Origin of the sequence: Reyranella massiliensis 521, assembly GCF_000312425.1 — a bacterium.
GTDB classification, from domain to species: Bacteria; Pseudomonadota; Alphaproteobacteria; order Reyranellales; family Reyranellaceae; genus Reyranella; species Reyranella massiliensis.
The window spans coordinates 903231-930223 of record NZ_HE997181.1 but is presented as its reverse complement, the minus strand read 5'-3'; the positions used below and the strand labels follow the sequence as shown (position 1 = coordinate 930223).

At 64.8% G+C, this 26993-nt stretch carries 25 protein-coding genes; 9 read left to right on the top strand and 16 right to left on the bottom strand.

Features of this window, described 5'->3' with window-relative positions; genetic code table 11:
* The first annotated feature begins 3 nt into the window (after positions 1 to 3).
* Together BN60_RS04530 and BN60_RS04525 are read left to right on the top strand one after the other, a co-directional pair.
* Positions 4 to 3315: an error-prone DNA polymerase gene (locus BN60_RS04530; protein ID WP_020694810.1), complete on the top strand. Its 3312-nt coding sequence runs from the start codon at positions 4 to 6 to the stop codon at positions 3313 to 3315.
* Positions 3316 to 3333: 18 nt separating this feature from the next.
* Entirely contained in the window at positions 3334 to 3702 is a 369-nt protein-coding gene (locus BN60_RS04525; RefSeq protein WP_020694809.1) for a hypothetical protein, read from the top strand.
* An 8-nt stretch (positions 3703 to 3710) separates the two neighbouring features.
* Here BN60_RS04525 and BN60_RS04520 read toward each other — a convergent pair whose 3' ends face one another.
* On the bottom strand, positions 3711 to 6152 hold the full coding sequence (locus tag BN60_RS04520; RefSeq protein WP_020694808.1) for a ligase-associated DNA damage response DEXH box helicase: 2442 nt from the start codon (positions 6150 to 6152) through the stop codon (positions 3711 to 3713).
* A 28-nt stretch (positions 6153 to 6180) separates the two neighbouring features.
* On the opposite strand from BN60_RS04520, the gene BN60_RS04515 reads away from it, so the two are divergent.
* From BN60_RS04515 to moaA, 4 genes are read left to right on the top strand one after another with little or no spacing between them, the layout of a single operon-like run.
* Positions 6181 to 7215, top strand: coding sequence for a ligase-associated DNA damage response exonuclease (locus tag BN60_RS04515; RefSeq protein ID WP_020694807.1), 1035 nt, complete (start codon positions 6181 to 6183; stop codon positions 7213 to 7215).
* A gap of 3 nt (positions 7216 to 7218) precedes the next feature.
* Entirely contained in the window at positions 7219 to 8799 is a 1581-nt protein-coding gene (locus BN60_RS04510) for a cisplatin damage response ATP-dependent DNA ligase (RefSeq protein WP_020694806.1), read from the top strand.
* A gap of 7 nt (positions 8800 to 8806) precedes the next feature.
* Complete coding sequence (locus BN60_RS04505) at positions 8807 to 10189, top strand: DUF2252 domain-containing protein (protein WP_020694805.1); 1383 nt, start codon at positions 8807 to 8809, stop codon at positions 10187 to 10189.
* Between the two features lie 31 nt (positions 10190 to 10220).
* The gene (moaA, locus tag BN60_RS04500; RefSeq protein WP_051150085.1) at positions 10221 to 11249 is read left to right on the top strand and encodes a GTP 3',8-cyclase MoaA; all 1029 of its coding nucleotides are present in this window, start codon (positions 10221 to 10223) and stop codon (positions 11247 to 11249) included.
* A gap of 10 nt (positions 11250 to 11259) precedes the next feature.
* Here the strand turns inward: moaA and BN60_RS04495 are convergent, their stop codons facing one another.
* The 3 genes from BN60_RS04495 to BN60_RS04485 form a co-directional block, all read right to left on the bottom strand.
* Positions 11260 to 12186: a DMT family transporter gene (locus tag BN60_RS04495; protein ID WP_020694803.1), complete on the bottom strand. Its 927-nt coding sequence runs from the start codon at positions 12184 to 12186 to the stop codon at positions 11260 to 11262.
* 68 nt (positions 12187 to 12254) lie between these two features.
* Entirely contained in the window at positions 12255 to 12971 is a 717-nt protein-coding gene (locus BN60_RS04490) for a gamma-glutamylcyclotransferase (protein WP_020694802.1), read from the bottom strand.
* A gap of 10 nt (positions 12972 to 12981) precedes the next feature.
* The gene (locus BN60_RS04485; protein ID WP_043283630.1) at positions 12982 to 13416 is read right to left on the bottom strand and encodes a MaoC family dehydratase; all 435 of its coding nucleotides are present in this window, start codon (positions 13414 to 13416) and stop codon (positions 12982 to 12984) included.
* Positions 13417 to 13655: 239 nt separating this feature from the next.
* On the opposite strand from BN60_RS04485, the gene BN60_RS04480 reads away from it, so the two are divergent.
* Positions 13656 to 14477: an enoyl-CoA hydratase gene (locus BN60_RS04480; RefSeq protein ID WP_020694800.1), complete on the top strand. Its 822-nt coding sequence runs from the start codon at positions 13656 to 13658 to the stop codon at positions 14475 to 14477.
* Between the two features lie 3 nt (positions 14478 to 14480).
* On the opposite strand, the gene BN60_RS04475 is transcribed toward BN60_RS04480, so the two are convergent.
* The 7 genes from BN60_RS04475 to BN60_RS04445 form a co-directional block, all read right to left on the bottom strand.
* The gene (locus BN60_RS04475; protein ID WP_425357821.1) at positions 14481 to 15287 is read right to left on the bottom strand and encodes an ABC transporter permease; all 807 of its coding nucleotides are present in this window, start codon (positions 15285 to 15287) and stop codon (positions 14481 to 14483) included.
* Positions 15280 to 16107 carry an ABC transporter ATP-binding protein gene (locus BN60_RS04470; RefSeq protein ID WP_202949784.1) on the bottom strand — a complete coding sequence of 276 codons (828 nt, stop codon included), beginning with the start codon at positions 16105 to 16107 and terminating at the stop codon, positions 15280 to 15282. Before BN60_RS04470 ends, BN60_RS04475 begins: the two co-directional genes overlap by 8 nt.
* Before the next feature lie 6 nt (positions 16108 to 16113).
* On the bottom strand, positions 16114 to 17154 hold the full coding sequence (locus BN60_RS04465; RefSeq protein WP_020694797.1) for an ABC transporter substrate-binding protein: 1041 nt from the start codon (positions 17152 to 17154) through the stop codon (positions 16114 to 16116).
* 71 nt (positions 17155 to 17225) lie between these two features.
* Positions 17226 to 18089, bottom strand: a complete 864-nt coding sequence (locus BN60_RS04460; protein WP_020694796.1) for a crotonase/enoyl-CoA hydratase family protein — start codon at positions 18087 to 18089, stop codon at positions 17226 to 17228.
* A 10-nt stretch (positions 18090 to 18099) separates the two neighbouring features.
* Positions 18100 to 18432 (bottom strand): DMT family transporter, encoded by a 333-nt coding sequence (locus BN60_RS04455; RefSeq protein WP_020694795.1) that lies wholly within the window; start codon positions 18430 to 18432, stop codon positions 18100 to 18102.
* Positions 18429 to 19469, bottom strand: coding sequence for a glycosyltransferase family 2 protein (locus BN60_RS04450; RefSeq protein WP_020694794.1), 1041 nt, complete (start codon positions 19467 to 19469; stop codon positions 18429 to 18431). Before BN60_RS04450 ends, BN60_RS04455 begins: the two co-directional genes overlap by 4 nt.
* Complete coding sequence (locus BN60_RS04445; RefSeq protein ID WP_215905880.1) at positions 19462 to 20202, bottom strand: class I SAM-dependent methyltransferase; 741 nt, start codon at positions 20200 to 20202, stop codon at positions 19462 to 19464. Before BN60_RS04445 ends, BN60_RS04450 begins: the two co-directional genes overlap by 8 nt.
* A gap of 60 nt (positions 20203 to 20262) precedes the next feature.
* Here BN60_RS04445 and BN60_RS04440 point away from each other — a divergent pair, with 60 nt between their 5' ends.
* Complete coding sequence (locus BN60_RS04440) at positions 20263 to 21840, top strand: hypothetical protein (RefSeq protein ID WP_020694792.1); 1578 nt, start codon at positions 20263 to 20265, stop codon at positions 21838 to 21840.
* 6 nt (positions 21841 to 21846) lie between these two features.
* Here BN60_RS04440 and BN60_RS04435 read toward each other — a convergent pair whose 3' ends face one another.
* From BN60_RS04435 to BN60_RS04420, 4 genes are read right to left on the bottom strand one after another with little or no spacing between them, the layout of a single operon-like run.
* Entirely contained in the window at positions 21847 to 22323 is a 477-nt protein-coding gene (locus BN60_RS04435) for a PaaI family thioesterase (RefSeq protein ID WP_020694791.1), read from the bottom strand.
* Entirely contained in the window at positions 22320 to 22763 is a 444-nt protein-coding gene (locus BN60_RS04430) for an acyl-CoA thioesterase (RefSeq protein WP_020694790.1), read from the bottom strand. Before BN60_RS04430 ends, BN60_RS04435 begins: the two co-directional genes overlap by 4 nt.
* A 7-nt stretch (positions 22764 to 22770) precedes the next feature.
* Positions 22771 to 23616 carry a VOC family protein gene (locus BN60_RS28560; protein ID WP_020694789.1) on the bottom strand — a complete coding sequence of 282 codons (846 nt, stop codon included), beginning with the start codon at positions 23614 to 23616 and terminating at the stop codon, positions 22771 to 22773.
* Positions 23613 to 24071, bottom strand: a complete 459-nt coding sequence (locus BN60_RS04420) for a MaoC family dehydratase (RefSeq protein ID WP_043284783.1) — start codon at positions 24069 to 24071, stop codon at positions 23613 to 23615. The genes BN60_RS28560 and BN60_RS04420 overlap by 4 nt, the downstream gene beginning before the upstream one ends.
* 87 nt (positions 24072 to 24158) lie before the next feature.
* On the opposite strand from BN60_RS04420, the gene BN60_RS04415 reads away from it, so the two are divergent.
* Positions 24159 to 25805: an adenylate/guanylate cyclase domain-containing protein gene (locus BN60_RS04415; RefSeq protein WP_020694787.1), complete on the top strand. Its 1647-nt coding sequence runs from the start codon at positions 24159 to 24161 to the stop codon at positions 25803 to 25805.
* A 7-nt stretch (positions 25806 to 25812) separates the two neighbouring features.
* Here BN60_RS04415 and BN60_RS04410 read toward each other — a convergent pair whose 3' ends face one another.
* Positions 25813 to 26973 carry an acyl-CoA dehydrogenase family protein gene (locus BN60_RS04410; RefSeq protein ID WP_020694786.1) on the bottom strand — a complete coding sequence of 387 codons (1161 nt, stop codon included), beginning with the start codon at positions 26971 to 26973 and terminating at the stop codon, positions 25813 to 25815.
* Positions 26974 to 26993: the final 20 nt, after the last annotated feature.

The following is a 26993-nucleotide window of genomic DNA, read 5'->3' as shown; positions in this document are numbered from 1 at the left end:
GCCATGGACTATGCCGAGCTCCAGGTCACGACCAACTACAGCTTCCTGCGCAGCGGCTCGCATCCGCGTGAGCTGGTAGAGCGTGCGATCGAGCTCGGCCATACCGCCATTGGCATCACCGACCGCAACACGCTGGCGGGGGTGGTGCGGGCCTTCGCTGCCGCCAAAGGGGAGAAGAAGACCGATCCCGACAGGATCAAACTACTGGTCGGCAGCCGTATCGAAACGCGCGACGGCTACTCGCTGCTCGCCTATCCCACCGATCTCGATGCCTACAAGCGCCTCTCCCGCCTGCTGACCCAGGGCAACCGGCGAGCGGCGAAGGGGAAGTGCAACCTCACCTTCGACGATCTCGCAGCACATGCCGAAGGCATCCTGGCGATCGTCCTGCCGCCACGCCACCTCGACGATCCAACCTTCCACGAACGGCTACGCGCCCTCGCTGATCTGTTCGGCGACCGCTGCTATCTCGCCGGTTCCATGTTGTTCCGCGGCGACGATGCCCGCCGCCTCGCCCGGCTCGACAATCTCGCCGCCGAATTCGGCGTGCGTTTCGTCGCCACCAACGACGTGCACTATCACGCTCCCGAACGACGGGCTCTGCAGGATGTGGTGACCGCCATTCGGCTGGGCTGCACCGTCGACGAACTGGGTTTCCGCCGTTTCGCCAGCGCCGAGCGTCATCTCAAGGACGGCCGGGAAATGGCGCGCCTGTTCCACCGCCATCCACACGCCATCGCACACACGCAGGAGATTGTGCAGCGCTGCAGCTTCTCGCTCAAGGAACTCACCTACCAGTATCCGGTCCTGTACGAAGGCGGCGAGACGCCGATGAACAAGCTCATGCGTCTCACCTGGGAGGGCGCCCGGAAGCGCTATCCCGATGGGATTCCTCAGGACATCGCCGACACAATCCGGCACGAATTCGACCTGATCGACCAAAAGAAGATCGCACCTTACTTCCTGACCGTGCACGAGATCGTCGAATATGCCCGCAGCCGGGAAATCCTCTGCCAGGGTCGTGGCTCCGCCGCCAATTCCGCCGTCTGCTATTGCCTTCACATCACATCGGTGAACCCCAAAGAGGTCGAGGTTCTGTTCGAGCGGTTTCTCTCGAACGCACGAGACGAACCGCCTGATATCGACGTCGATTTCGAGCACGAGCGTCGCGAGGAAGTGATCCAGTGGATCTACGACGAAAAAGGCCGCACGCGCGCTGCTTTGGCCGCCACGGTGATCGCCTACAGGAGCCGCAGTGCCATTCGCGACGTCGGCAAGGTGCTCGGTCTTTCGCCTGACACGGTAGGCGTGATGGCCGACACGGTGTGGGGCATGGGGTCGAGCGGAGTCAAAGTCGATCACGTGCGGGATGCGGGCCTCGATCCCATGGATCCGCGCCTCATGCTGGCACTTGAATTGTCTTCTGCCCTGTGTGGCTTCCCGCGCCATCTCTCGCAGCATGTCGGTGGCTTCGTCCTGACCGAGGATCGGTTGGACGAATTGGTGCCGATCCAGAATGCGGCGATGGAAGACCGCACCGTCATCGAATGGGACAAAGACGATCTCGACGTTCTGGGTATTTACAAGGTCGACGTGCTGGCCCTCGGCATGCTGACGGCCTTACGCAAGAGCTTCGACTTGCTCAAAACCCATTACGACGAGCACAAGTCGCTCGGCATGCGGCCGAACGATCAGGAAGTCTACAAGATGCTGTGGCGCGCCGATTCGGTCGGTGTCTTCCAGGTCGAAAGCCGTGCTCAGATGTCGATGCTGCCGCGTCTGAAGCCAAAGGACTATTACGATCTCGTGGTCGAGGTGGCGATCGTACGCCCCGGCCCGATCCAAGGCGGCATGGTTCATCCTTACCTGAAGAACCGCGCCAATCCGGATGCCATCACCTATCCAAGCCCGGAACTCAAATCTGTCCTGAAAAGAACACTGGGCGTGCCATTGTTCCAAGAACAGGCAATGCAGATCGCCATGGTCGCAGCCGACTTCACGCCGGAGGAAGCGGATAAATTGCGCCGTGCCATGGCAACATTCCGCCATAACGGCACGATCTACAAGTTCAAGACCCCCTTCATCGAAGGCATGGTGAAGAAAGGCTACGAGCTCAGCTTTGCCGAGCGATGTTTCAAGCAGATCGAAGGATTCGGCGAGTACGGCTTTCCCGAAAGCCACGCCGCGAGCTTCGCTTTGCTGGTCTACGACTCTTCCTGGGTGAAGCACTACTATCCTGAAGTCTTCGCCGCCGCCCTGCTCAACTCGCAACCCATGGGTTTCTATGCACCGGCGCAACTGATCCGTGATGCGCGCGAGCACGGTGTCGAAGTACGCCCACCCGACATCAATGCGAGCATCTGGGATTGCACTTTGGAACGCAGGGACCACAGCAACCGCTGTGCCTTGCGCCTAGGCCTGCGCCAGGTGACCGGCCTCTCCGAGGCCGACGTCGATCGAATGGTCGCGCAGCGCACGACGCCTTATCGCGATCCGGCCGATCTGTGGCGGCGCTCCGGCCTTACCAAGCGCCAGATCCTGGCGTTGGCGCGCGCCGATGCCTTCGTTTCGCTAGGCCTGTCGCGCCGCGACGTGTTGTGGGCGGTACGTGGCTTTTCCGACCTGCCGCTGCCTTTGCTCGACGGGCCGGCCGTGCAGGCTCCTGAGCCGGCTGTGACCTTGCCGGCGCTGACCCTCGGCGAAGCCGTCGTCGACGACTACGCCAGCTTCTCCCTGTCCCTGCGCTCGCACCCGCTGGCGCTGCTGCGGCCCACCTTCGCGCAAAGAGGAATCTCCAGCACAGCGGTCCTGAAGGAGTCGAGGAACGGCGACGTCTTCTCGCTAGCCGGCCTCGTGCTGGTACGCCAGCGGCCGGGCACCGCCTCGGGTGTGGTCTTCGTCACCATCGAGGACGAGGTGGGCATCGCCAACCTCGTGGTCTGGCCCAAGGTGTTCGAGGCGCACCGCCGCATCGTCATGGGTTCGCGCCTGATGGGCGTGCGCGGCAGAATCCAGCGCGAAGGCGAAGGAGACTATGTCGTCATCCACCTCGTCGCCGACGAGCTCTGGGATCTTTCGGCCGAACTCGACTCCATTTCCGATCTCGACACCTTCCACCTCACGCAGGGCCGCGGGGATGAGGTCCGGACCGATCCGGGTGACCGCCGGACGATGAAGATCGCCGAGGCCAACGCCACACGCCACCGGTCAAGCCGCAGCGTGCCCACCCAACCGCCGACGCCCCAGGGATACGACCGCAGCCGCATCGTCCTCGACCGGCCCAAGATTCGCATCCATAGTCGTGACTTCCACTGATCTGGTGGCCGGCCTTACGTGCGACTGCTCGTCGTTTTCCTGATCGCTGTCTCACTGGCAGGGCCCGCCGCCGCGCAGGCTCTGGAGGATTGTCCGCTCTACGCACCCAGCACGCTCGAAGCCTGGATCGCCTCACCGGACCTCAAGGCCGCGGCCTACGGCTACACCTGCCGCATGATCAACATCGACGCGACCTTGAGTCAGGCGGCACGCGAAGGCACGCAGCAAGGCGACAGGACGGCCTGGACGGAAACCTACCGCCGCACCTTGGAACGCATTCGCGAGGCGAGCGCCGTCAACCGGCGCTGGGCCGGCGCCGAGGCGACGCGCAACCTTGCCGTCTTGACGCGCCTCGAAGTGAAATACCGCCGGTTGGCCGAGCTCTGAGCGAAGACTCAGAGCCGCGTCGCCTCGTCGATCAGCTCCTGCGCCGCGATGTCGAGCAGTTCGTCCTCCGCCGTACCGCCCAGCACGCTCTCGCGGCCGATCTCCAGCAAAACCGGCACGGCGAGCGGCGAGATGCGATCAAGGCGGCGGTATTCGATGCGGCCCTTGGCGCGCTTCAGAAGATCGCCCAGGCGCTTCAGGTCGGCGAGCTGCCAGGCTGCATCCTGACGCGTGGCGCGCAGCAGGATGTGGCCGGGCTCGTGCTGGCGCAGCGTGTCGTAGATCAGGTCCGAGCTGAACGTCACCTGCCGGCGCGACTTCTCTTCGCCGGGGAAGCGCCGCTCGATCAGGCCGGCTATCACCGCGACATTGCGGAACGAGCGCCGCAGCATCGTCGACTCGTCCATCCAGGCTTCGAGATCGTCACCCAGCATGTCCTCGTCGAAGAGCTGGTCGAGCTGCGCCTTGGTCGGTGGGCGGAGCCCCCAAAGGCCCAGCACGTAATCCGTCGCGACGAAGCCCAACGGCCGCAGCCCCATGCGTTCCATGCGGCGCGTCAGCAGCATGCCGAGTGTCTGGTGCGCGTTCCGGCCCTCGAAGCAATAGGCCACGATGAACTGCTTGCCGCCGCGCGGGAACCCTTCGATCAGGAGCTTGTCCTCGCTGGGCAGGGTCGAACGGATACGCTGAATGCGCAGCCACTCGCGCACTTCGGCCGGCAGCTTGGGGTGCCGCGCCGGGTCCTGCAGGATGCCGCGTACACGGTCGGCCAGGAAGGTCGAGAGCGGCAGGCGGCCGCCGCCATACGCCGGCACCTTGGGATCGCCGCCCGTGGCCACCGAACACTGCGCCATCAGCTCCTTCACCCCCTCGAAGCGCAGCAGCCGGCCGGCGAAGACGAAGGTGTCGCCCGGCACCAGCCCCTGGATGAAACTCTCCTCGACCTCGCCCAGCACCGGCCCGCGCCGCATCTTCACCTTGATCAGCGGCAGCTCGACGATGGTGCCGACATTCATGCGGAACTGCCGCGCCACCAGCGGCGAGGCCAGCATCCAGCGTCCATCGGGCAGTTTCTTCAAACGGTGCCAGCGGTCGTAGGCGGCCAGCGCATAACCGCCGGTGGCAACGAAGTCGAACGTGTCGTCGAAATCCTGGCGCGACAGGTCGCGGTACGGCTGGGTCCGGCGGACCTCGGCGAAGAAGGCTTCGCGATCGATCGGCTGGGCACAGGCGGTGCCGACGATGTGCTGCGCCAGCACGTCGAGGCACGGCGGCCGCGGCGGATCGCCGTCGAGCTCGCGGGCCTCGACGGCTTCGAGCGCGGCCAGCGACTCCAGCACCTCGAAGCGGTTGGCCGGTGCGATCATGGCGCGGCTCGGCTCGTCGAGGCGGTGATTGGCGCGACCGATGCGCTGCATCAGACGGCTCACGCCCTTAGGTGCGCCCATCTGAATCACGAGATCGACGTCGCCCCAGTCGATGCCGAGATCGAGCGAGGACGTCGCCACGACGGCGCGCAATCTCCCTGCCGACATCGCCGCCTCGACCTTGCGGCGCTGCTCCACCGCCAGCGACCCATGGTGCAGGCCGATTGCCAGATTTTCCTCGTTGATGCGCCACAACGCATCGAAGGCCAGCTCGGCCTGGGCGCGCGTGTTTACGAAGATGATCGAGGTCTTGTGCTGGCGGATGATGTTGTAGATCTCCGGCACCGCGTGACGCCCCATATGGCCGCCCCAGGGAATGCGCTCCTGGGCATCGATGATGGTCACGACCGGCGGCGCACCGGGTTCGCCCATCACGATCTCGACCGGCTCCTCGCGCAGCTTGAGAAAGTCGGCGAGCGCCGGCGGATCGGCGACAGTCGCCGAAAGGCCGACGAACCTCGCCTGCGGTGCGAGCGTGGCCAGTCGCGACAGGCAGAGCGCCAGATGATGGCCGCGCTTGGTCGTGGCAAAGGCGTGCAGTTCGTCGATGATCACGCACTTCAGCGAGGCGAAGAAACGCGCCGCGTCGAGATAGGAGAGCAGCAGCGCCAGCGACTCCGGCGTGGTCATCAACAGATCGGGCGGCCGTTCGCGCTGGCGCAGGCGGCGGCTCTGCGGCGTGTCACCCGTGCGGCTCTCGGCGCGCACCGGCAGCTTCATTTCGGCAATCGGCAGTTCGAGATTGCGCCGGATGTCGGTCGCCAGCGCCTTCAGGGGCGAGATGTAGAGCGTATGAAGTTCGCCCTGCCCCTTCTTGTGCGCCAGGTCCTCGCCGGACTGTCGCCGCTCCGTCAGTTCGATCAATGACGGCAGGAAGCCCGCCAGGGTCTTGCCGCCGCCGGTCGGCGCGATCAGCAAGGCGCTGCGGCCTTTGCGCGCCAGATCGACCAGGGCGAGCTGATGCGGCCGCGGCGCCCAGCCACGGCTTTCGAACCAGCGTGAAAAGAGGTCGGGAAGCCCCATATCTGTCGGGTAGGATGCATCAGGCTCAATGACAACCGACACGCTCGCTCCCACTCCCTTGAACCCGAGGTCCTGGCTCTATCCGACGCCGCGCGGCCTGTACTGCGAGCCCGGCGACTTCTACGTCGACCCGGCCTTCGCCGTCGCACGCGCCGTGATCACGCACGGTCATGGCGACCATGCACGGCCGGGCCATCGCGCTGCCCTCGCCACGCCCGAGACGCTGGCGATCATGCGGGCCCGCTTTCAGGATATGCCCGATACGGCCCAACAGCCGCTGAAATACGGCGAGAGCGTCAAGATGGGTGAGGTCAAGGTGGGCTTTGCGCCGGCCGGCCATATCCTGGGCTCGGCGCAAGCAGTGCTGGCATATCGCGGCCAGCGCATCGTCGTCTCGGGCGACTTCAAGCGCCGGCCGGATCCCACCTGCCCGCCGTTCGAGCCGGTGCCGTGCGACGTCTTCATCACCGAAGCGACTTTCGCGTTGCCCGTCTTCCACCATCCCTCCGACGCGGGCGAGATCGGCAAACTCCTACGCTCGGTCGCGACCTTTCCCGAGCGTACTCATCTGGTGGGCGTCTACGCGCTGGGCAAGTGCCAGAGGGTCATCCGGCTGCTGCGGCAGGCGGGCTACGACAGACGCATCTGGCTGCACGGCAGCCTGCTCTCTCTTTGCAAACTCTACCAGGATCACGGCATCGACCTCGGCGACGTGGCGCCGGTTTCCGAAGCGATCCTTGAAACCTTCAAGGGAGCGATCGTGCTCTGCCCGCCCTCGGCCCTTGCCGACCGCTGGACGCGACGCTTCGCCGATCCCATCGCTGCCGTCTGCTCCGGCTGGATGGGCGTGCGGGCGCGGGCACGCCAGCGCGGCGCGGAGCTGCCCTTGATCATCTCGGACCATGCCGATTGGGCCGAGCTGACCCAGACCCTGAAGGATGTCGGCGCTCCCAAAGTCTGGGTGACGCACGGCCGCGAAGAGGCGTTGGTCCACTATGCCCGCTCGATCGGCATCGATGCCGAGGCACTGCATCTCGCCGGCCGCGAGGAAGAGGAGTCCTGACAGGTGCAGGCTTTCGCCCGCCTCCTCGACGCACTCTCCTTCCAGCCCGCCCGCAACGCCAAGCTGCGCCTGATCGAGACCTATCTCGGCGAGACGCCCGATCCGGACCGCGGCTGGGCGCTGGCGGCACTGACCGGCGGGCTCGACTTCCCCGCCGCCAAGCCGGCGCTGCTACGCGGCTTTGGGGAGGAACGGATCGGCGAAGAGCTTTTCGCGCTGTCCTACGACTATGTCGGCGACCTGGCCGAGACCCTGGCGCTGATCTGGGAAACCGATCCCGCCGCCGGGCCGCCGCCGACGCTCGGGGAGGTCGTCGAGACCCTGCAACGTGCGAGCCGCAGCGAAACGCCCGCCATCCTGAAGCGCTGGCTCGATGCCCTCGACTCGACCGGGCGCTGGGCTCTGTTGAAACTGTTGACCGGCGCGCTTCGGGTCGGCGTCTCCGCCCGGCTTGCCAAGCAGGCAGCCGCCAATCTCGGGCATCAACCCGTCGACGCCGTCGAGGAAATCTGGCACGGGCTGAGCGCACCCTATCGGCCCCTCTTCGACTGGTTGCTGCACGATGCACCGCGACCCAGCAGCAACGCCGGCGGTGCCTTCCTGCCGCCAATGCTCGCCCATCCGATCGACCGGACCGAGCTCGATACGCTCGATCCGGCGCACTTTCGTGCCGAATGGAAATGGGACGGCATCCGCGTCCAGGTCGCCTCTTCCGGCGGCGTGAAGCGGCTCTACAGCCGCGCCGGCGAGGACGTGTCGGGCGCCTTTCCGGACATCGTCGACGCCATCGACTTCGAGGGCGTGTTCGACGGTGAACTGCTGGTGCGACGCGAGACTGCCGTTGCGCCGTTCAACGACCTGCAGCAGCGCCTGAACCGCAAGACCGTCACGCCGAAGATGCTCAAGGAGCATCCTGCCCATGTCAGGCTCTATGATGTGCTGTGGCTCGAAGACCAGGATTTGCGCGGCCTCAGCTTCGACGAGCGTCGCGCCCGCCTCGAAGCCTGGATCGCCTTGAAGGAGCGCCCGCGCTTCGACCTCTCGCCCCTGGTGAGTTTCCGCGACTGGATCCATCTTGCCGAGCAGCGCGAGGCGATGCGTACCGACGGCATCGAAGGGCTCATGCTGAAGCGCGCCGACAGCGCCTACCTTGCCGGCCGCCCCAAGGGTCCCTGGTTCAAATGGAAGCACGATCCGATGCTCGCCGATTGCGTGCTGATGTACGCCCAGCGCGGCCACGGCAAGCGCAGCTCCTTCTATTCGGATTTCACCTTCGGCTGTTGGAGGGACGGCGCCGGCGGCAAGCGCGAACTCGCGCCGGTCGGCAAAGCCTATTTCGGCTTCACCGACGAGGAACTGCGCTGGCTCGACAAATGGGTGCGCGACCACACGACGAATCGCTTCGGACCCGTCCGCGAAGTTTCACCCGGGCTGGTGCTGGAGATCGCCTTCGACGGCATCGCCCGCTCGACACGCCACAAGTCCGGTGTCGCGATGCGCTTTCCCCGCATCAATCGCATACGCACTGACAAACCGGCAGACGAAGCCGATACCGTCGACAGTCTGTTGCGGCTCGTGCCATGATTCTTGCATGGTCGAGACGTCTCCCGGCGCTCTGCCGCCACAAACACACACTTTCTCCTTCGACGAACGTACAGCCCGTGGCCGCGTGCTGCGGGAGCGTTGCTCACGCAAGACGCATGCGGCATGGGAGGCACCGTCCCATCGGCGCGATCCCATCGAGATCTTGATCGAACAGGGCGAGTCGCGACTCCCCGATCTGCTGCCGCTGCGCTACGCCCGCATGAAAGCCTCGCCCTTCGCCTTCCTGCGAGGAGCAGCCGCGATCATGGCGGCCGATCTTGCCATGACGCCGACAACGGGCGCGGTGGTGCAGTCCGCGGGCGACTGCCACTGCCTCAACTTCGGCGGCTTCGCGACACCCGAACGGCGACTGGTCTTCGACATCAACGATTACGACGAGACCGCGGTCGCGCCCTGGGAATGGGACCTCAAGCGGCTGGCAACGAGCTTCGCCGTCGCCACGCGCGACCGGCTCGACAAGAAGGGCCGCACGGAACTCGCGACAATCGTCGCACGCGCCTACCGGGAAACCATGGCGACGCTTGCCGAGACACCGATACTCGATGCCTGGTACCGAGCCCTCACCGTCGACGATGAAGACAGGGCTGCAGCCATGGGCATCGACGCGCGCTCCTTGCGCAAGGCAGGCAGCGCGCTCGTCCATGCCGTCGAAATCGCCTCGCTGAGCCATCACCCCGGCCCCACGCCGCGTATCAAGGACGAGCCGCCCCTCGTGCATCATCCTGCGCCCGCTGCCGCGCCTGCTTTTCGGGCCGCAGTGGAGGCAATGATGGACGATTACTGCACCTCGCTGACCCCCGAGCGCCGCACGCTGGTGGAACGTTATCGGCTCGCCGATGCCGCCTACAAGGTGGTCGGCGTGGGCTCGGTCGGGACACTGTGCGGTGTGCTGCTCATGGTGTCGGGCGATGGCGAGGCCCTCTACCTCCAGTTCAAGGAAGCGACCCGCTCGGTCCTCGAAGCCCAGGCAGGACCAAGCCCCTATTCCCACCATGGTGAGCGGGTGGTTCGCGGCCAACGTCTGCTGCAGGCCGCGAGCGACTTTCTGCTGGGATTCGCCACCGGACCGACCGGCCGCCACATCTACGTGCGCCAGTTGCGCGATGCCAAGATCAAGCCGCGGGTTGAGGTCATGTCGCCCGGCGGCTTCCGCCGCTATGCCGCCATCTGCGGCGAAGTGCTGGCGCGAGCCCATTCCCGCACCGCCGACGCGGTCATTCTGTCCGCCTACCTCGGCAAGAGCCCGACCTTCGACGACGCCATCGGCGCCTTCGCGCTGGCCTATGCCCGCCAGACAGAACTCGACCATGCGCGCCTCGTCGACGCCATAAAGGCCGGCCGACTACCGGCTGCGACCCAGGATTCCTAGGGTCTTTCGCCCCTTGCAGGGGCTCTGAGGCATGCCCATTATCGGAACGTCCTGCAATAGAAGTTCCATGATCGACCCGTTCGGCCGGCATATTTCCTATCTGCGCGTATCGGTGACAGACCGCTGCGATTTCCGCTGCGTCTACTGCATGGCCGAGGACATGACCTTCCTGCCGAAGTCGGAAGTCCTGTCGCTGGAGGAGCTGGAAAGGCTCTGCACGGCCTTCGTGCGCCGTGGCGTCAAGAAGCTGCGCATGACCGGCGGCGAGCCGCTGGTGCGCAAGAACGTGATGTCGCTGTTCCGTGGGCTGGGCCGGCACCTGGAATCGGGCGCCCTGGAGGAACTCACTCTCACCACCAACGGCAGCCAGCTCGGCAAGTATGCCCAGGAGCTGGCCGATATCGGCGTTCGCCGCGTCAACGTCTCGATGGACACGCTCGATCGCGACAAGTTTCGGCAGCTCACGCGATGGGGCGATCTCGACCAGGTAATGCGCGGCCTCGATGCGGCGCAGCGCGCGGGGCTCGCTATCAAGATCAATGCGGTGGCGCTGCGTGGCGTCAATGACATGGAGTTCGAAGAGCTGATCCGCTGGAGCCACGGCCGTGGCATGGATCTGGTTCTGATTGAGGTCATGCCCATGGGCGAGATCGGCGAGGCGGCGCGGCTCGATCAGTACCTGCCGTTGTCATTGGCGCGCGCCGATATCGCCAAGCACTTCACCCTCAGCGAAACCGACTACCGGACGGGCGGGCCGGCTCGCTACTTCCGTGTCGAGGAGACCGGCGGCCGGCTGGGCTTCATCACGCCGCTCACCCATAATTTCTGCGAAAGCTGCAATCGCGTGCGCCTCACCTGCACCGGCACGCTCTACATGTGCCTGGGTCAGGAGGACGCCGCCGATCTGCGCGCGCCATTGCGCGCCTCCGAGAGCGATGAAATTCTCGATCGGGCCATCACCGAGGCGATCGCGCGCAAGCCCAAGGGGCACGATTTCATCATCGACCGCCGCCACACCGGCCCCGCCGTCCCCCGCCACATGAGCGTGACGGGCGGCTGAAGGCCGAGCTTCAGGCCTCCGGGTTGGCCTGCGAACTCGCCGTCTTGATCTGCGCCCGCCGCACCGCCTCGCGGTGGGAGATGTACATGGCGCTGGCGAAGATCACGGCCGCGCCGACAAAGGTCCAGACATCGGGCTGCTGGAAGAACAGGAAGTAGCCCAGCATCGTGTTCCAGATCAGGGACAGGAAGCCGATGGGCTGCAACAGGGTGATGTCGGCAAGCTGGTAGCCGCGTTGCTGGCAGAGATGCCCCAGAGTGCCCGCGAGGCCCGCCGCCAGGAACCAGCCGATGTCGGTCCACTGCGGCGTCTGCCAGAACCACAGGGCAACCGGCAGCGCGCAGATCACGATGACGATGTTCTGCCAGATGACGATCGTATTGGCCGAATCCGTACGCGCCAATGCCTTGGAGATCAGGTTCGATGCCGAGAAGATCGGGGTCGAGATCAGAATGCAGAGCACGCCGAGATGCAGTGCGCTGAAACCCGGCCGGATGATGATCATGGCGCCGATGAAGCCAACGAAGACAGCCATCCAGCGCCGCATCCGCACATCTTCGCGGAGGAACAATGCCGCACCGATGGTGACGAAGATCGGCCCGGTAAAGCCCAGCGCGGTGATCTCCGCCAGGGTGGTGAGCGGCAGCGCGATGAACCACAGGAACATGCCGACGGTATGGATGGCGCCGCGCGAGACGTGCAGACCCAGGCGATTGGTGTGCAGGGCGCGATGGAGGCCCAGCCGGAACACGATCGGCAACAGGAACATCGCGCCGAAGAGATAGCGCAGGAACGCCATCACATAGGGATTGAGATGCTGCGCCGGAATCAGCGTAAAGACGTTCAGCAGCGCAAACAGGATGCCTGACAGGCCGACCCAGAGAATGCCACGCAGGTTGGGCGGCAGCGCGAGCCACCGGTCGACGAGTGCAGTCACATCGCGACTATGTCACAGGCCCTGAACCATATCATCCCGGCCGTTACGGCCGCTTCCGAGAGGCGAGGTCAGGCCTGGCCGGCCGCCACACCGTTGACTTGCCCTGCGACCAGCACCGGCTCGCCCCGCAGATCAGCGACGCGCGTCGCCAGCTCTTCGAGGTAGGGATCGTTGATGCCGAGGGACCGGGCATGCTCGACCGTATTGGCGAGATAATCGCGACAGGGGCCGCGACGCCCCTCCGCGAAGGCGATGTGATGGGCCGCGCGATCGATCGGCAGATCGCCGCAATACTGGCAGTGCTGTGGATCGACGACGAAGGTTACCGCGGTGACGGCACGACCGTCGCGAAGCACAGCCGGCACCCAGCGGGGCTGATAGACGCCCGACAGCATCTCGCGGTTCCAGAGAATGCCGAGTTCGCTATGCACCTGATGGGGGGCCAGACGGTAGGCAATGCCTTCGCAGGCTCCCCCGCCTTCGAGCGCCAACATCAGGCCGGGAAGTTCCGGCGTGCCACGTCCAAGAGGCACCCAGAAACAGAAGGACCGACGCCAGCCCTCGATCGAGCAGGGCGTGGCTTCCATGAATTCGAAGGCCGGGTTCCACATCAAGGAACCATAGGCAAACACCCAGACCTCTTCGCCTGGCCGGTAACGCGTGAGCGTTTCCTTCAGGCTTGCTTCACGGGCCTCGGACGAGAGGAAGAAGTGGTAGCCGGCGGCATGGGCATCGGCGACGATCTGGTCGATCCGCTCCGAGGTCAGTTCTTCGCGTTTCAGCAAGGGCTGGTCCTCAGGTGCCGTACACGATGGACATGGTCTCGGCCACACAGGCCGGGCGCTCCTGCCCCTCGATTTCAATCGTCACCTGATTGGTCAGCCGCACGCCGCCCTTGTCCATCGGATCGGCAGCGATCAGCTTGGCACGGGCCCGCACCCTCGCCCCGGCCTGCACCGGGCTGGTGAAGCGAACCTTGTTGCAACCGTAATTGATGCCGTTGCGAACGTTGTTGATGTGCGAGATCTGGTGATTGAGCATCGGGATCAGCGAAAGCGTCAGGAAGCCGTGAGCAATAGTCTTGCCACCCGGCATGTCCTTCTTGGCCCGCTCGACATCGACATGGATCCACTGATGGTCGCCGGTCGCATCGGCAAAGAGGTTGATCCTCTCCTGTGTAATCTCGACCCAGTCGCTCACCCCAATTTCCTGGCCCACGTGCTTATGCATCTCGTTCGGGTGAGCGAATTCCCTTTTAGCCATTTCCAACCTCTGCCCTATTTATTGCCGTCTGACTGCAATATACCACCAATTTATTCACCGGCAGCAATTTTCAAAGCCAGCGTCCCCCTTGTCGCGATCATGGGCGAGCGAGGGCACTTGCCCGCCGCCTATGGCGTCCCAATTGTATCGTCGCGGGCTTTTGCTCATCATGCCATCCACAAGAATGCACATGAGGAGACCCCCGGATGGCATATGAAACCGTCCTGTACGACGTCGCGGACCACATCTGCACGATCTCGCTGAACCGTCCAGAAAAGCTAAATGCCTGGACGCGTCAGATGCACCTCGACCTGAAGGACGCCATGCACAAGGCGGGGGCAGATCCGGACGTTCGTGCCATTATCCTGACCGGTTCGGGTCGCGGCTTCTGCGCCGGCGCCGATATGGGCGGCCTACAAGCTATTGGGGCCGGTGCCTCGACCGACCGCTCATCCAAGGCCCAGGAAACCCTGCCAGGGGGCAGCACTCTGGCCGAGTTCAAAATGAACTACTCGTACTTTCCGGCCATCCCGAAATTCATCATTGCTGCAATCAATGGTCCGGCGGCAGGCCTCGGCATGGTCATCCCGCTCTACGCCGATCTACGATTCGCGGGTGAGTCCGCCGTCTTTACGACCGCCTTCGCCCAGCGCGGCCTCATTGCCGAGCACGGCATAAGCTGGCTGCTGCCGCGGCTGGTGGGCCTCCCTGCCGCGCTCGACCTTCTTTGCTCCGCTCGCAAGTTCCGCGCACCGGAAGCGCTGGCGCTCGGCCTGGTCAACCGCGTTATCCCGGACGACAAGCTGATGGCCGAGACGCGGGCCTACGCGACCCTGCTCGCCAACACCGTCTCGCCGCGCTCGGTCGCCGTGATGAAGCGGCAGCTTTGGGAAGCTGAGTTCCAGACGCTGGCCGAAGCGACCACCCAGGCGAACTACGAGATGGAGCTCTCGTTCCAGACCTCCGACTTCAAGGAGGGCGTGGCGCACTTTCTCGAGAAGCGCGCCGCGCGTTTTACGGGCAAGTAGCGCCTAGACCTTCTCGGTCTCGCTGGCCCTGGGTTGCCAGGTCATCAGGCGCCGCTCGACGGCGCCGACCGCGCCATCGAGTGCCAGTGCAAACGCCGTCAGCACCAGGATGCCGGCAAAGACGGTGTTGATGTCGAAGGTCCCCTCGGCCTGCAGGATCAGATAGCCGACGCCCATCGAGGAGCCGAGATATTCACCGACCACGGCGCCGACGAAAGCCAGACCCACAGCATTGTGCAGGCTCGCGAACACCCAGCTCATGGCGCTGGGCAGATAGATCGAACGCAGGAGCTGACGGCTCGACGCGCCCAGCATGCGGGCATTGGCAATCAGGTTGGGACTGACCTCGCGCACGCCCTGGTAGACGTTGAAGAACACGACGAAGAAGACGAGCGTGACGCCCAGCGCGACCTTCGACCAGATGCCGAGCCCGAACCAGACCGCGAAGATGGGCGCCAGAACGACGCGCGGCATCGAATTGAAGCCCTTGATGTAGGGATCCATCACCGCCGAAGCGGTCGGGGACAGCGCCAGCCACAGGCCGATGCCGAGACCGAAAGCGGCGCCGATCACGAAGCCCAACGCCGTTTCGAGCAGCGTGATGCCGAGATGGCGGAATATCTCGCCGGTCGCGAACCAGTCGACGATCACCCAGAAGACCTTCTGCGGTTCGCCGAAGAAGAACGCCGCCCGATTGGGCTTGTCGAAATAAAAGGGCGGGATCAGGCCGGGCGCCGTCATCAGGTACCAGAAGACGATCAGCAGGCCGAGAACGAGGACTTGCAGGATACGCAGACGCATCTCAGGCAACCTTCTGCGCGGCATAGGCCTTCAGGACTTCTTCCTTCATGGCCGCCCAGATTTCGCGATGGAGCGTCAGGAAAGCCGGCGTCATGCGGATCTCCGATACGTCGCGCGGCCGCGGCAGGTCGACCCTGAAGTCTCCGATGGGCAGGGTCGCCGGGCCAGCCGACAACACGACGACGCGATCGGACAGCGCGATCGCCTCTTCTAGGTCGTGGGTGATGAAGAGGACGGACTTGCGGTCCTCCGCCCAGAGCGCCAGCAGCTCGTTCTCCATGAGCTGGCGCGTCTGCACGTCGAGCGCCGAGAAGGGCTCGTCCATGAGCAGGATGTCGGGGCTGAGAATCAGCGTCTGTGCCAGCGCCAGCCGCTTGCGCATGCCGCCTGACATCTGGTGCGGATAGCGATCGCCGAAGCCCGCCAGACCGACCCGGCGCAACCACGCCTCGCCCTGGGCAATCGCGTCGCCGCGCGGCACGCCGCGAAATTCGAGGCCCGCGATTACATTGTCGATGCCGGTGCGCCACGGCATCAGCGCATCGGCCTGGAACATGTAGCCTGCCCGCCGGTTGACGCCCTCCGCCGCGACCAGCCTTTCGCCAAACACATCGACGGTTCCCGACGAGGGCGCGAGCAGGCCCGCCGCAACGTTCAGCAAGGTCGACTTGCCACAGCCGGTCGGGCCGACCACCGAGACGAACTCGCCCTTTGCCACGTTCAGCGTCGCATTGGCGACGGCGGTATAGGGTTCGCTTGCCCCGTCCCGGGCGGCGAAGCGGCAGGTGATATCGGCCAGCGACAAGGCCGGCACGTCAGTCGGCGTCACGGCGGGCTAACTGCGCTTGCCAGCGCGCTGCGCCAACTCGTTGGTCCAGGTGTCGGCAAGTTTGATCTTGCCGATATCCGCCGCGATCTTGGGATCACCGTCGGCCAGGAACTTCAGTGCATTCTCCATGGCACCGGGAGGCATCAGCCCGTCCGGCGAGATCGTCTCGCGGACGCCCGCAAACGACTTCTCGTAGACCGCACGGTCGCCCAGCAGATAGGCCTCGGGCACGGAGTTCGCGACCTCGGCAGGCGAGGCCTTCTGCAGCCATTCGTTGGCACGCACGATCCCCGTCGCCAGCGCCTGCGCTGTGTTCGGGGTCTTCGTCAGAAGCTCGGGCTGGGCATAGAGGCAGGCCGCTGGGAAAGCCCCGCCGAACAGTTCCTGGTTCCCCTTCATGGTCCGCGTGTCGAGCATGATCTTGATGAGCTTCTTCTCCTGCAGGATCGTCAGCGCCGGATCGGACTGAGACACGCCGTCGACCTCGCCCTTCTCGATGGCCGCCACCACAGAGGCCCCGGCGCCGACGCCGATCGCCACGATGTCGGTTGCCTTCAAGCCGCCCTTGGCCGCCCAGAAGTTCACCAGCATGTTGGTCTGCGAGCCCGGCGCCGTAACGCCGAACTTCAGGCCCTTGATGTCGGCAGGCCCCTTCACCTTGGCGGCGACGTCGTTGCGCAGCCCGATGGCGAGCTGCATGCCGCGGCCGATCAGGGCGAAGCCCACGATCGGCTGGCCGCGCTGCTGCATGCGGATCGTGTGCTCGTAGGCGCCGGCGACCACGTCGGCGCTGCCGCCCATCAGGGCCTGCAAGGATTTGGCGCCACCCTGGAAATCGTTGATCTCGACGTCGAGGCCCGCTTCCTTGAAGAACCCCTTGCGCTCGGCGATCGTGAGCGACAGGTAGTAGAGTGCCGACTTGCCGCCGACGGCGAGCACCACCTTGCTCTTCTCGGGCTTGCCTTGCGCTCGTGCCACGTAGGGCGCAGCCATCACCATCGGCGCGGCGGCCAAAAGCGTCCGCCGCCGCATCTGCAGCTTGATCATCGTTCCCTCCGTGAAGACTTGTTTTTCGGCAGCTTGCCGCAAGCCTCCGGGAGGGGCAACCCGACCGGGCCCTACTTGAAGGGCCGCTCCTGCCACCAGGGGAAGAAGGACGGCATGCCGTCGCTCACCTTCATGGGGAACTTCGCGGGGCGCTTCTCCAGGAAGGCGACCACGCCCTCCTTCACGTCAGCCGACTTGCCGCGCGAATAGATGCCCTTGGAGTCGACCTTGTGCGCTTCCATCGGATGGTCGGCGCCCAGCATCTTCCAGATCATGTGCCGGTTGAGCGCGACGGAGACGGGGGCCGTGTTGTCGGCGATCTCGCGCGCCAGGGCATAGGCCGATGGCAGCAGATCGTCGGGCTTGTGCACCGACCGGACCAGCCGGCCGTTCAGGGCTTCCTCGGCCGAGAAGACCCGGCCGGTCATCACCCATTCCAGCGCCTGCTGTGGTCCGACGAGGCGCGGCAGGAACCAACTCGAACAGGCTTCCATGACGATGGCGCGGCGCGTGAAGACGAAGCCGTAGCGCGCTGCTTCCGACGCCAGCCGTACGTCCATGGCGAGCTGCATGGTGATGCCGACGCCGACCGCCGGCCCGTTGCAGGCGGCAATCGTGGGCTTGAGCGATTCGTAGAGGCGCAGGGTGAAGAGGCCGCCGCCGTCGCGATGACCATCGAGGCCCGGATCGACCGGTCCGCGATTCTCGGCATTGAAGGTGTTGGCGCCGCCGGAGAGATCGGCACCGGCGCAGAAGCCGCGGCCCGCCCCGGTGAAGACCACCGCCCGAATGTCGTCGTCGCGATCGGAGCGATCCATCGCGTCCAGCAGTTCCGACAGCATCTTGCCCGTGAAGGCGTTGAGCTTGTCCGGCCGGTTCAGCGTGATGGTGAGGATGTCCTTGTTCTTCTCGTACTTGATCTGCTCGTAATCCACGGCCCGGCCCTCAGCTCTGGTTGATCAACACGACGCCGCCCACGATCAGGGCAATGCCGCCAATCTGCTTGATGCCGAAGGGTTCACCAAAAAGGAAGTGCCCAAGCACTGCAACGATCGCATAGGAGAGCGACACGCTGGGAAAGGCGACCGAAACCGGAATTTTGCGCAGCGCGACGATGTAGAGAAATGCCGCGGAGCCATAGAGCGCCAGTCCTGCGATGGTCGAGGGACGCAGGAGCTGCGCCACGAAATCGGGGGCGTCGGCGCCGGCTTTCAGCAGCATCTGGCCACCGATTCCGGCCAGAATGCCGATTCCCAGCGCCACATAATAGATCGTCATCGCCCGCTCTCCCTTTGCGACGGTTCGCGATGCGGCTGCCCGGCCGCTCGCGTGTCGACCTTCGGTCTCTCGACTTCGAGACCTTCCGCACCGCGACGGAAGACCTCGCGGACGAGATATTGCGGCTTGCGATTGACGGCCAGGAACATGCGGCCGAGATATTCGCCGATCATGCCGAGCACCACGAGCTGCACGCCCGCCAGCACGAGGACAGCGACCATCAACGACGCCCAGCCCTGTGGCGGCCTGTCGGAAATGATTGCTTCGACCACGACGATCACGGCCGCCAAAGCACCCAGCGCGCCGAAGCCCAGGCCCAGCAGGGTGGCGAGCCGAAGCGGCATCACCGAGAAGTTCAGGAACATCGAAAGCCACAGCCGGATCAGGCGGCGCAGCGTATAGTTCGAGCGGCCTTCGGCGCGCGGCAGATGGCTGACCTGCAGGCGGCCGACATTCTGCGTCACCTGGAAGACCAGCCCGTCGACGTAAGGATAGGGCCCCTCGTAGCTCGCCGTGATGCGTTCGCGCACGAAGGCCGAGATACAGCGGAAGCTCGACAGGTAGAGCCCCGGTGGTTTGTCGATCAGCCGGTCGGCACACCAGTTGGTGAACCGGCTGCCGAGATTGCGCCACGCTGCATGCTTCTTCTCTTCGTAATAGGTGTAGACCGCATCGTAGCCACCGTCGCGCGCATGCTCGAAGAGACGCTTCACTTCCTCCGGCGGATTCTGCAAGTCGTCATCCATCGTGATGGCGAAGGCGCCACGGGCCCGCGACAGGCCGGCCATGACGGCGTTGTGCTCGCCGAAGTTGCGGCTGAGCGACAGGACGATGACGGGCGCGCCGGGTTCCTGAGCCAGCCTCTTGCAGACGTCGAGGCTGTTGTCGGGGCTGCCATCGACGGCCAGCACGATCTCGAGGCCGCCCTCGATGTCCAGCGCGCGCAACGCCTTGACCAGATCTCCGACCGTTGCCGCACCGTTGTACACCGGCACGACAATCGACAGGGCCGGAGCCGGCAGAGCTGATTCACTCATTGCGCGCCGCCACGACGATCAGGGAACCGCCGAACGGCAGGTTGAGACCCATTCCAATGAGGGCACGCTCAACCGCGAGGGCAGTCGAAAAGATCGCATCGAGCCAGGCCGGATAGTCGCGCACGTCGCTTTCGGCGTCGTCGCGTTCGATCAGTCGATGAAGAAGCATGAGAGGAAACAAGAAGGTGTTCCAGTAGCTCGAACGAAGGACACGGAAACCGTGCGCGGAAAGCAAGGCCCCGACCTGGCCTCGCGTGAAGCGACGGACATTGTGTACGCGCTTGTCATGCGCAGACAACATCCAGCCATAGGCCGGCAAATTGAAGACGGCGATCGCGCCGGGCCGAAGGCAGCGATGCGCCTCTTTCAGGGCACGCCCCGGCTCGACGCCACCATGACACAGCACATCGAGCGAAACGTAGCCGGCCAGCGTGGCATCCCCCAGTGGCATTTCGTTGACCGAACCCGAAGCCACGGGGCGCCCCGCCTTGGCTGCCGCCAGCGATGCAGCGATTGCGTCATATTCCAGCCCGAACGTCGGCCGCCCTCCTGTGGTTGCCCCCAAAACGCGCAACATGCCGCCCGTACCGCATCCCGCATCGAGGACGGGGCCAGCCGCCGCCGAGCGCGCCAGGGCCCGCGCGAGTTCGCTCGCCGCCAGCGCCCGCAGGCCGCGATACCACCACATGCGGTCCTCGACCGCGTGCATGCGCTCGTATTCAGCCCGCTCCACGCCGTGAAGCCCCTCCGGAAGTCTCGTCTTGTCGCCTGCTTATGATATCTTCGCCGGGCCTTGCCAACCGCTACGACCAAACCCCCGACCATTCCGCCGCGCATCGAGAGACTGCTGCTGGCGCCCTTGTTTATCCTGCCAGTGCTGTGGCTGACCGGATATTTCTTCCCGCCGATCAACCACGACGTCGCTGCCATCCTGGACGTGTCGACACGGTGGATCGGCGGCGAAAAGCTCTATGTCGAGGTCCTCGACGAAAACCTGCCGCTGACCTTCGTCATTCATGGCCTGCCGGTCCTGACGGCGAAGATCCTGCCCGGAACGGTGGCTTTCTGGTTCACGGCCTGGGTGGTTGCCGGTATCTTCGCCTCCTTCTGGGCGTGCCGCCGCCTCGTGCATCTGGTGCCTTCGGCGGACCATGCACTCACCGAAGCCCTGCTGCCGCCGGTGCTGCTGTTCTTGTTCTCGGTGCTGCCCAACGAGCATTTTGGCCAGCGCGAACACATCATGTTCGTGGCCTGTGCCCCCTATCTGATTGCCTCGATGGCACGCGCCGAAGGGGTGAGCCCGACCCGAACGGCCAGCATCGCCGTCGGCATCGTCGCCGGCCTGGCACTCGCGATGAAGCCGCACTATCTCGCCATTCCAGCGACGGTGGAGCTCTATCTACTGACACGCCGGGGCTGGCGCGCCACGCTGACTGATCCCATTCCCTGGGCCATCGGCCTGTTGGCGGTGGCGCATCTCGTGTCGATGTACACGCTGTTCCCCGACTTCGGCCGGTTCGTCCTGCCCCTGGCCATAGAGTCCTATGCCCCGATCGGTGAGTCGGGCTGGCGCGAGGTGCTGACCAGCAATGTGCTGGGCCCCACGTTGCTGGCGCTGCTGATCTTCGGCCTGCTAGCCACTCTGTTCACCAAGACTGTCGCAGCCCGCGTGCTGGTCGTCTTCGGCATCGGCGCCGCGCTCTCGGCCATCGGGCAGGCCAAGGGTTGGCCCTATCACGTGCTGCCGGCGCTCTCGGCGGCGATCCTGCTGGCTGCTCTCACCGTCTCGCAGACCGTCGACCGTTACCTCCCGATCAGCCGCAGCGCCCACCGCCTGCCCGTGGCGGTGATCTGCGCCACTCTGATGGTTTTGCTCTACTTCCAGGCCGCGCTCTACACGCCGCCCTTCTACAAGCAGCGGCAGTTCGAGGAGTCGATCGGCGGCCGGCTGCAGCACATCATCGAGCAGAACGCACCGCACCGCACGTTCCTGGTCCTGTCGCCGGGCATCTATCCATTCTGGCCGATGGTGAACTACGTCAACGGCCGCATGACCACGCGGTTTCTCACCATGTGGGTGCTGCAGGGCGTCTACGCGACCTGCGACGACTTCCCTGCCCTTTACAATCCGCCCGATACGATGGGCGATTCCGAAAAGTTCGTGTTCGATACGGTGAGCGAGGATTTCGCCCGCGAGCATCCGGATCTCTTGATCGTCGACCGCATCGCCGGCGTGCCGCGCTGCCAGGGCAAGGAGTTCGACTACCTCGAATACTTTCTGCAGAATCGAGTGTTCGCTGACGCCTTCGAGAACTACGAACACCTCATGGACTTCGACCGTTACCGGATCTACCGGCGGAAGAAGAAATAGCGTCGGTCAGATCTTCCAGGGTGGCGACAGCGCCGCGGTCTGGAACTGCTCGGGGATCTTGTCGACGTCAGGCACTTTGAAGACGCCGGACGACACCAGAACGATCTCGCCACCGCAAACGAGGTCGCAGCTTGCAAAGCAGAAATTGACGGTACGCCGTGCAATGCGCGCCTTGCCTTCCAGCCACTGGCCGAGCTTGGCGCCGCGCACGAATTCGCTGGTGAGCGAAATCGTCGGATGCGGCCAGTAAATCCCCGTGGCGAAGCCCGAGCCCAGCCCCATGACCATGTCGGCCACCGTGACCAGCAGCCCGCCATGAGCCCAGCCCATTGGATTGCCGTGGCGATCCTCCAGCGGCAGGCCGACCCGCAGGCCGTCGGCTTCGGCCTTGACCCAGAGCGGCCCCGCCAGCGCCACAAATTGATCGGGCACCGCGAGCCTGCGGAAGCCCTCTGGAACACCGGCGGGAGCTTCGGCTGTCATGCGGTCAATCCATCCCTGGAGGCGGCGAGCTGGTCGATCATGGCGCGTACCGCCGGCTCGAAGGGCGTGCTGCGATGGGTCTTCTCATCGAGCGACACCATGAGCACGCGTTGGACGGCCGTGCAATTCCCCTCGCCGTCGAACAGTCCCTGCCCAATCACGCACTTGCGCTCGTGCGACTCGATCAAGCGGGCGCAGGCCGTCGCGACGCCCGGGTAGAACATCTGCCGCTTGAAATCGGCTTCGATGCGGCCGACCACCATCCGGAAGCGCGGCAGGCCCGTACGAACGATCTGGCGCAAGTAGGAAACGCGGGCATTCTCAAGCAGTTCGAGAAAGGAGCCATTGTTGATGTGGCCATTGGCATCCACATCGGCGAAGCGGAGATTTTCAGAGGTCGAGAAACCGTAGATGCCGCGATCGGCAAGATCGAACGCCATTGAAAGACTAACGCTCCGCAAATTCGAGAGTGAGATGGGCAGCCTCCGACGGCGGCACAATGAGGCGTCCGGAATCGGGCTTCAGAAATTCGACGCCGTTCTTCTGCAGCAAGGCTTCGCAGGCCGCGAGATTCTCGACCCGCACGCTCAACAGCGCCGGATGGTCGCCGGGCCTGACCGGCGTGATGCCCGGATAGCGCGCCATGTAGTCTTTGCGCGAAAGGTAGTGGATCGGCTGGGTCCCCGTATTGGCCACCAGCCCCTCGCCCTGCCGCTTCGTTGAGCCTTCGCCGAAGTACTTCTCGAGTTCGGGTGCCCACTTGGCAGGCTGCTCGGCGATCACCGTCACGCCCAGGATGCCGCGAGCGCCGTTGGGGTGTTTTGCCCATTCCGGCCGGTAGACGAATTGCGGCGTGAGGTGATCGCAGACGAAAAAGCCGACCACCGGCATGTTGGTCTTGGGTATGCGGACCGTGCGGAACTTGGCAAGCTCCGTCTTGCCGTCGATTTCGACGGCCCGATCAAACGACAGCGGCTCGTCGGGGTTGAGTCCGGCAGCCTTGAAGGCCTCGAACGCGAGATCGGCGCCGTCGGTCGCCAGCGCCACATTGGCAAGCCCGCCGCCGGCCTTCAGCCACTCGCGCCGCTCGGCGTTGAATTCCGTGTCTTCGACGATACCGAGGATCTCGAAATAATCGGTGTCGAAGATCATCAGATGGTTGGCCGTGCCGAGCTTCTTGTGAAAGCCACGTGGCTGAACCTGGAAGCCGAGCTTGGTATAGGCCGCCTCGGCAGCATCGATGCCGTCGACCATCACCACGACATGGTCGAGGCCCTTCACTGGCTGCTTCATGCCGGCCTCCGGCGCACCATGTTGATCCCCTTAGCTGTCATTACCAACTCACCGTTCTGATTAGTGGCGCTCCAATGCTCATGGATGACGCCCATGCTGGGGCGGCTCTTCGACGGTACCTTGGATGCGCATTCGACCCACGCGGTCAGCACGTCGCCGGGCCGTACCGGCTTCAGCCAGCGCAATTCGTCGAGGCCGGGCGAGCCCAGCGCTGTGCGCTTGTCGACGTAATTGTCGACGAACAGCCGCATCAGTTTTGCCGCTACATGCCAGCCCGAGGCCACCAGACCACCGAACAGCGACGCCTTGGCGGCCTCGGCGTCGACATGGAAGCTCTGCGGATCGAACTGGCGAGCGAACTCGACAATTTCGTCGGCTGTGAAGCTGGTCGAGCCCAAGGGATACTTCGTGCCGACGTCGTAATCTTCCCAATAGCGGGGGTTTTCGGACTGCATGGCCCCGGTCTTCGCAGAGCCGCGGCCGCCACGCAAGCATGTCCTCCGCCGCCCGCTGTGGTAGCCTGCGAATGGAGCACAGAACCGATGAGCGATACCAACCTTGTCCGGCGGCTTACCACGATCATTGCGATCGATGTCGTGGCCTTCAGCACCATGTCGGCACGCGACGAGGAGCATGCGCTTGCGCTGCTCGGTGCCCGCATGGATATCGCCGGCATGCTCATCCGACATCATCGTGGCCGCGTCTTCAAGTTGACCGGCGACGGACTGCTTGCCGAATTCGCAAGTCCTGTCGAAGCGGTACGCGCTGCACTCGAGATCCAGGAAGCAATGCGCTCGGCCAATGCGACGGCCGGCGAGGACGAGCAGCTCAACCTGCGCATCGGCATCAATCTCGGCGACATCGTCGAGAGCGGCGACGATCTGATGGGCGATGCAGTCAACGTCGCCGTGCGGCTGGAATCGATCGCCACCACCGGCGGCATCTGCGTATCCTCGTCGGTCTACGAGCAGATCACCGGCAAGCTGATGCTGGGCGCCGAAGACATCGGCGACCAGCACGTCAAGAACATCCCGCGACCGATCCATGCCTACAGGTTGACCCTGGATGGCAGCAAGCCTGCCCCCGCTCATCCCGCGCGAGGGGCGGCCAAGGCAAGCCCGCGCTCGCGCCTGCTGCTCATGAGCGGCATCGTTGCGGCCTTGGCTGTCGCCGCAGTCGGCGGCACCTTCTATCTGCGCCAGGGGCCTGCCTCCGGTGCAGTACAGATAGCCGAGCCGACCTCTGCGACGCCGACCACGTCTCCCCCCGCCGTCGCCGCCGGAGCGGCGCCTCCTGCCGCGACGCCGCCTGCAGCTTCTGCCGCACCTCCAGCGCCGCGGCCGACCGCTCCCGCTCAGCCGCGCCTGTTTGTCCCCAAGGAAGTGCCGTTCGTTCCCGACTTCCGGTCGCGGGCGCTCGAAAACTATGCCAGCGCCGCCGATTCCAAGGCGTTCGCGCTGAATGTCCGCGGCATCTTCGCCATGGCGACACGCCGCATCGACGATGCCACGGCCCGGCGTGTTGCCCTCGAGGAGTGCAACAAGGCCGTGCAGCGCGACGTTCCCCTCGTGCGCGACTATGACCGCTGCATGCTTTACGCCGTCGGCAACAATGTCGTCTGGTCGTTCCGACCGCCGGCCATGCCGCCCGCACCCTACATTCCGGCCCTGCGCCCCAACCCGCCGATCCCCTTCGATCCCACGACGGCGCCATTGCTCCATACGCCGGCACGCAAGAAGCTCGAGGAAAACTATCTGAAATCGGATCGCAGCCGGGCGCTCGTCCTGGGACACGGCCGCTTCGACTGGTGGACGCCGAGCCAGAACAACGAGGATGCCATTCGGCGTAATCTGCAGATCTGCGGCCACCTGACGGGGCGGCCCTGCGTCGTCTACGCCCTGAACAACGAAACGCTCGTACGTACGCCGCAGACGATGCGGCCCGTCAATGTCTTCGTCCCGCAGGATCTCGCGAACATCACGCCCGATCAGCGTCAGGCGCTCGACCAGTATCTGATCGCCAACGACTGGCGGGCCGTCGCGCTTTCGGGCAATGGCCAAGTGGGAATCGTCAGCGGCAAAGAAAGCGAAGGCGAAGCAAAGGCCGAAGCCCTGCGTATCTGTACCCAATCCGGCGGCATCGACTGCGCCATCAGCGCCATCGGGCCGTTCCAGGTCGCCCCGAACTAGACATTCCTCAATCGGCCAGCGCAGCGCCGAAGCGTTTGGCGATCTCTTCCAGCATGACCTCCGAAGCGCCGCCGCCGATCGCCTGGACGCGGGCGTCGCGCGACATGCGTTCGACCGGCGTCTCGCGCACGAAGCCCATGCCGCCGTGGAACTGTACGCAGTCGTAAAGCACCTCGTTCACGAGATCGCCGGCCAGCGCCTTCACCATCGACACCTGCGCGACGCAGTCGGTGCCCTGGGCATCGAGCCAGGCCGTGTGATGGACAAGCTGTCGTGCCGCTTCGACCTCGGCCAGCCGGCGCGACAGGCGTTGACGGATTGCCTGCTTGTCCCAGAGCGGCTTGCCGAAGGCGATGCGCTGGCTGACATGATCGAAGGTCAGGCGAATGGCCTCCCGCGCTTCGGCCATCGCCATCGCGCCGATCACCAGCCGCTCGGTCTGGAAGTTGGCCATGATCGAATAGAAGCCGCGATTCTCCTCGCCCAGCACGTTCTCTGCCGGTACACGGCAATCCTCGAAAATCAGCTCTGCCGTATCGGAGCTGCGCCAGCCGGTCTTGTCGAGCGCGCGACCGACCTTGAAGCCCGGCATGCCTTTCTCGACGATGAAGATGGTGATGGCGCGCGAGCCCTTGGCCTCGGGATCGGTCTTGGCGGCGATGAAGTAGAGATCGCCATGGACGCCGTTGGTGATGAACATCTTGGCGCCGTTCAGGACGTAATGGTTGCCGTCGCGCACGGCGCGGGTGCGGATGCCGGCGACGTCCGATCCGGCGCCGGGTTCGGTGACGCCGACGGCGGTAATCGTCTTCCCGGCGATGATGCCAGGCAGGTACTTTTCGAGCTGCCTCTTGGTGCCGAAGCGGACGAGGTGCGGGCTCGCCATGTCGGTGTGCACCAGCACGGTGATGGCGAAGCCGCCATGGGTCGATCGTCCGACCTCCTCGGCCAGCACCACCGATGCCCGCGCATCGAGGCCCGCTCCGCCCAGCGCCTCGGGGACGCGCAGGCCGAAGAAGCCAAGCTCGCCCATTTGCGCCAACACGTCGCGCGGCACGAACCCCGCCTCTTCCCACTGGGGCCCGTGCGGCTTCACCCGCTCGTCGACGAAGCGCCGCAGCTGGGCGCGGATGAGGTCGTGCTCTTCGGTGAAGATCGGGTGTGCCATGGCGGTGAAATGCTACACTT

What these genes read in the sequence shown, in the direction of transcription:
- BN60_RS04530 (WP_020694810.1), top strand. Translation starts at nt 4, where the DNA reads ATGGACTATGCCGAGCTCCAGGTCACGACCAACTACAGCTTCCTGCGC.
- BN60_RS04520 (WP_020694808.1), bottom strand. Translation starts at nt 6,152, where the DNA reads ATGGGGCTTCCCGACCTCTTTTCACGCTGGTTCGAAAGCCGTGGCTGG.
- BN60_RS04515 (WP_020694807.1), top strand. Translation starts at nt 6,181, where the DNA reads ATGACAACCGACACGCTCGCTCCCACTCCCTTGAACCCGAGGTCCTGG.
- BN60_RS04505 (WP_020694805.1), top strand. Translation starts at nt 8,807, where the DNA reads ATGGTCGAGACGTCTCCCGGCGCTCTGCCGCCACAAACACACACTTTC.
- moaA (WP_051150085.1), top strand. Translation starts at nt 10,221, where the DNA reads ATGCCCATTATCGGAACGTCCTGCAATAGAAGTTCCATGATCGACCCG.
- BN60_RS04485 (WP_043283630.1), bottom strand. Translation starts at nt 13,416, where the DNA reads ATGCATAAGCACGTGGGCCAGGAAATTGGGGTGAGCGACTGGGTCGAG.
- BN60_RS04480 (WP_020694800.1), top strand. Translation starts at nt 13,656, where the DNA reads ATGGCATATGAAACCGTCCTGTACGACGTCGCGGACCACATCTGCACG.
- BN60_RS04465 (WP_020694797.1), bottom strand. Translation starts at nt 17,154, where the DNA reads ATGATCAAGCTGCAGATGCGGCGGCGGACGCTTTTGGCCGCCGCGCCG.
- BN60_RS04455 (WP_020694795.1), bottom strand. Translation starts at nt 18,432, where the DNA reads ATGACGATCTATTATGTGGCGCTGGGAATCGGCATTCTGGCCGGAATC.
- BN60_RS04450 (WP_020694794.1), bottom strand. Translation starts at nt 19,469, where the DNA reads ATGAGTGAATCAGCTCTGCCGGCTCCGGCCCTGTCGATTGTCGTGCCG.
- BN60_RS04435 (WP_020694791.1), bottom strand. Translation starts at nt 22,323, where the DNA reads ATGACAGCCGAAGCTCCCGCCGGTGTTCCAGAGGGCTTCCGCAGGCTC.
- BN60_RS04430 (WP_020694790.1), bottom strand. Translation starts at nt 22,763, where the DNA reads ATGGCGTTCGATCTTGCCGATCGCGGCATCTACGGTTTCTCGACCTCT.
- BN60_RS28560 (WP_020694789.1), bottom strand. Translation starts at nt 23,616, where the DNA reads ATGAAGCAGCCAGTGAAGGGCCTCGACCATGTCGTGGTGATGGTCGAC.
- BN60_RS04420 (WP_043284783.1), bottom strand. Translation starts at nt 24,071, where the DNA reads ATGCAGTCCGAAAACCCCCGCTATTGGGAAGATTACGACGTCGGCACG.
- BN60_RS04415 (WP_020694787.1), top strand. Translation starts at nt 24,159, where the DNA reads ATGAGCGATACCAACCTTGTCCGGCGGCTTACCACGATCATTGCGATC.
- BN60_RS04410 (WP_020694786.1), bottom strand. Translation starts at nt 26,973, where the DNA reads ATGGCACACCCGATCTTCACCGAAGAGCACGACCTCATCCGCGCCCAG.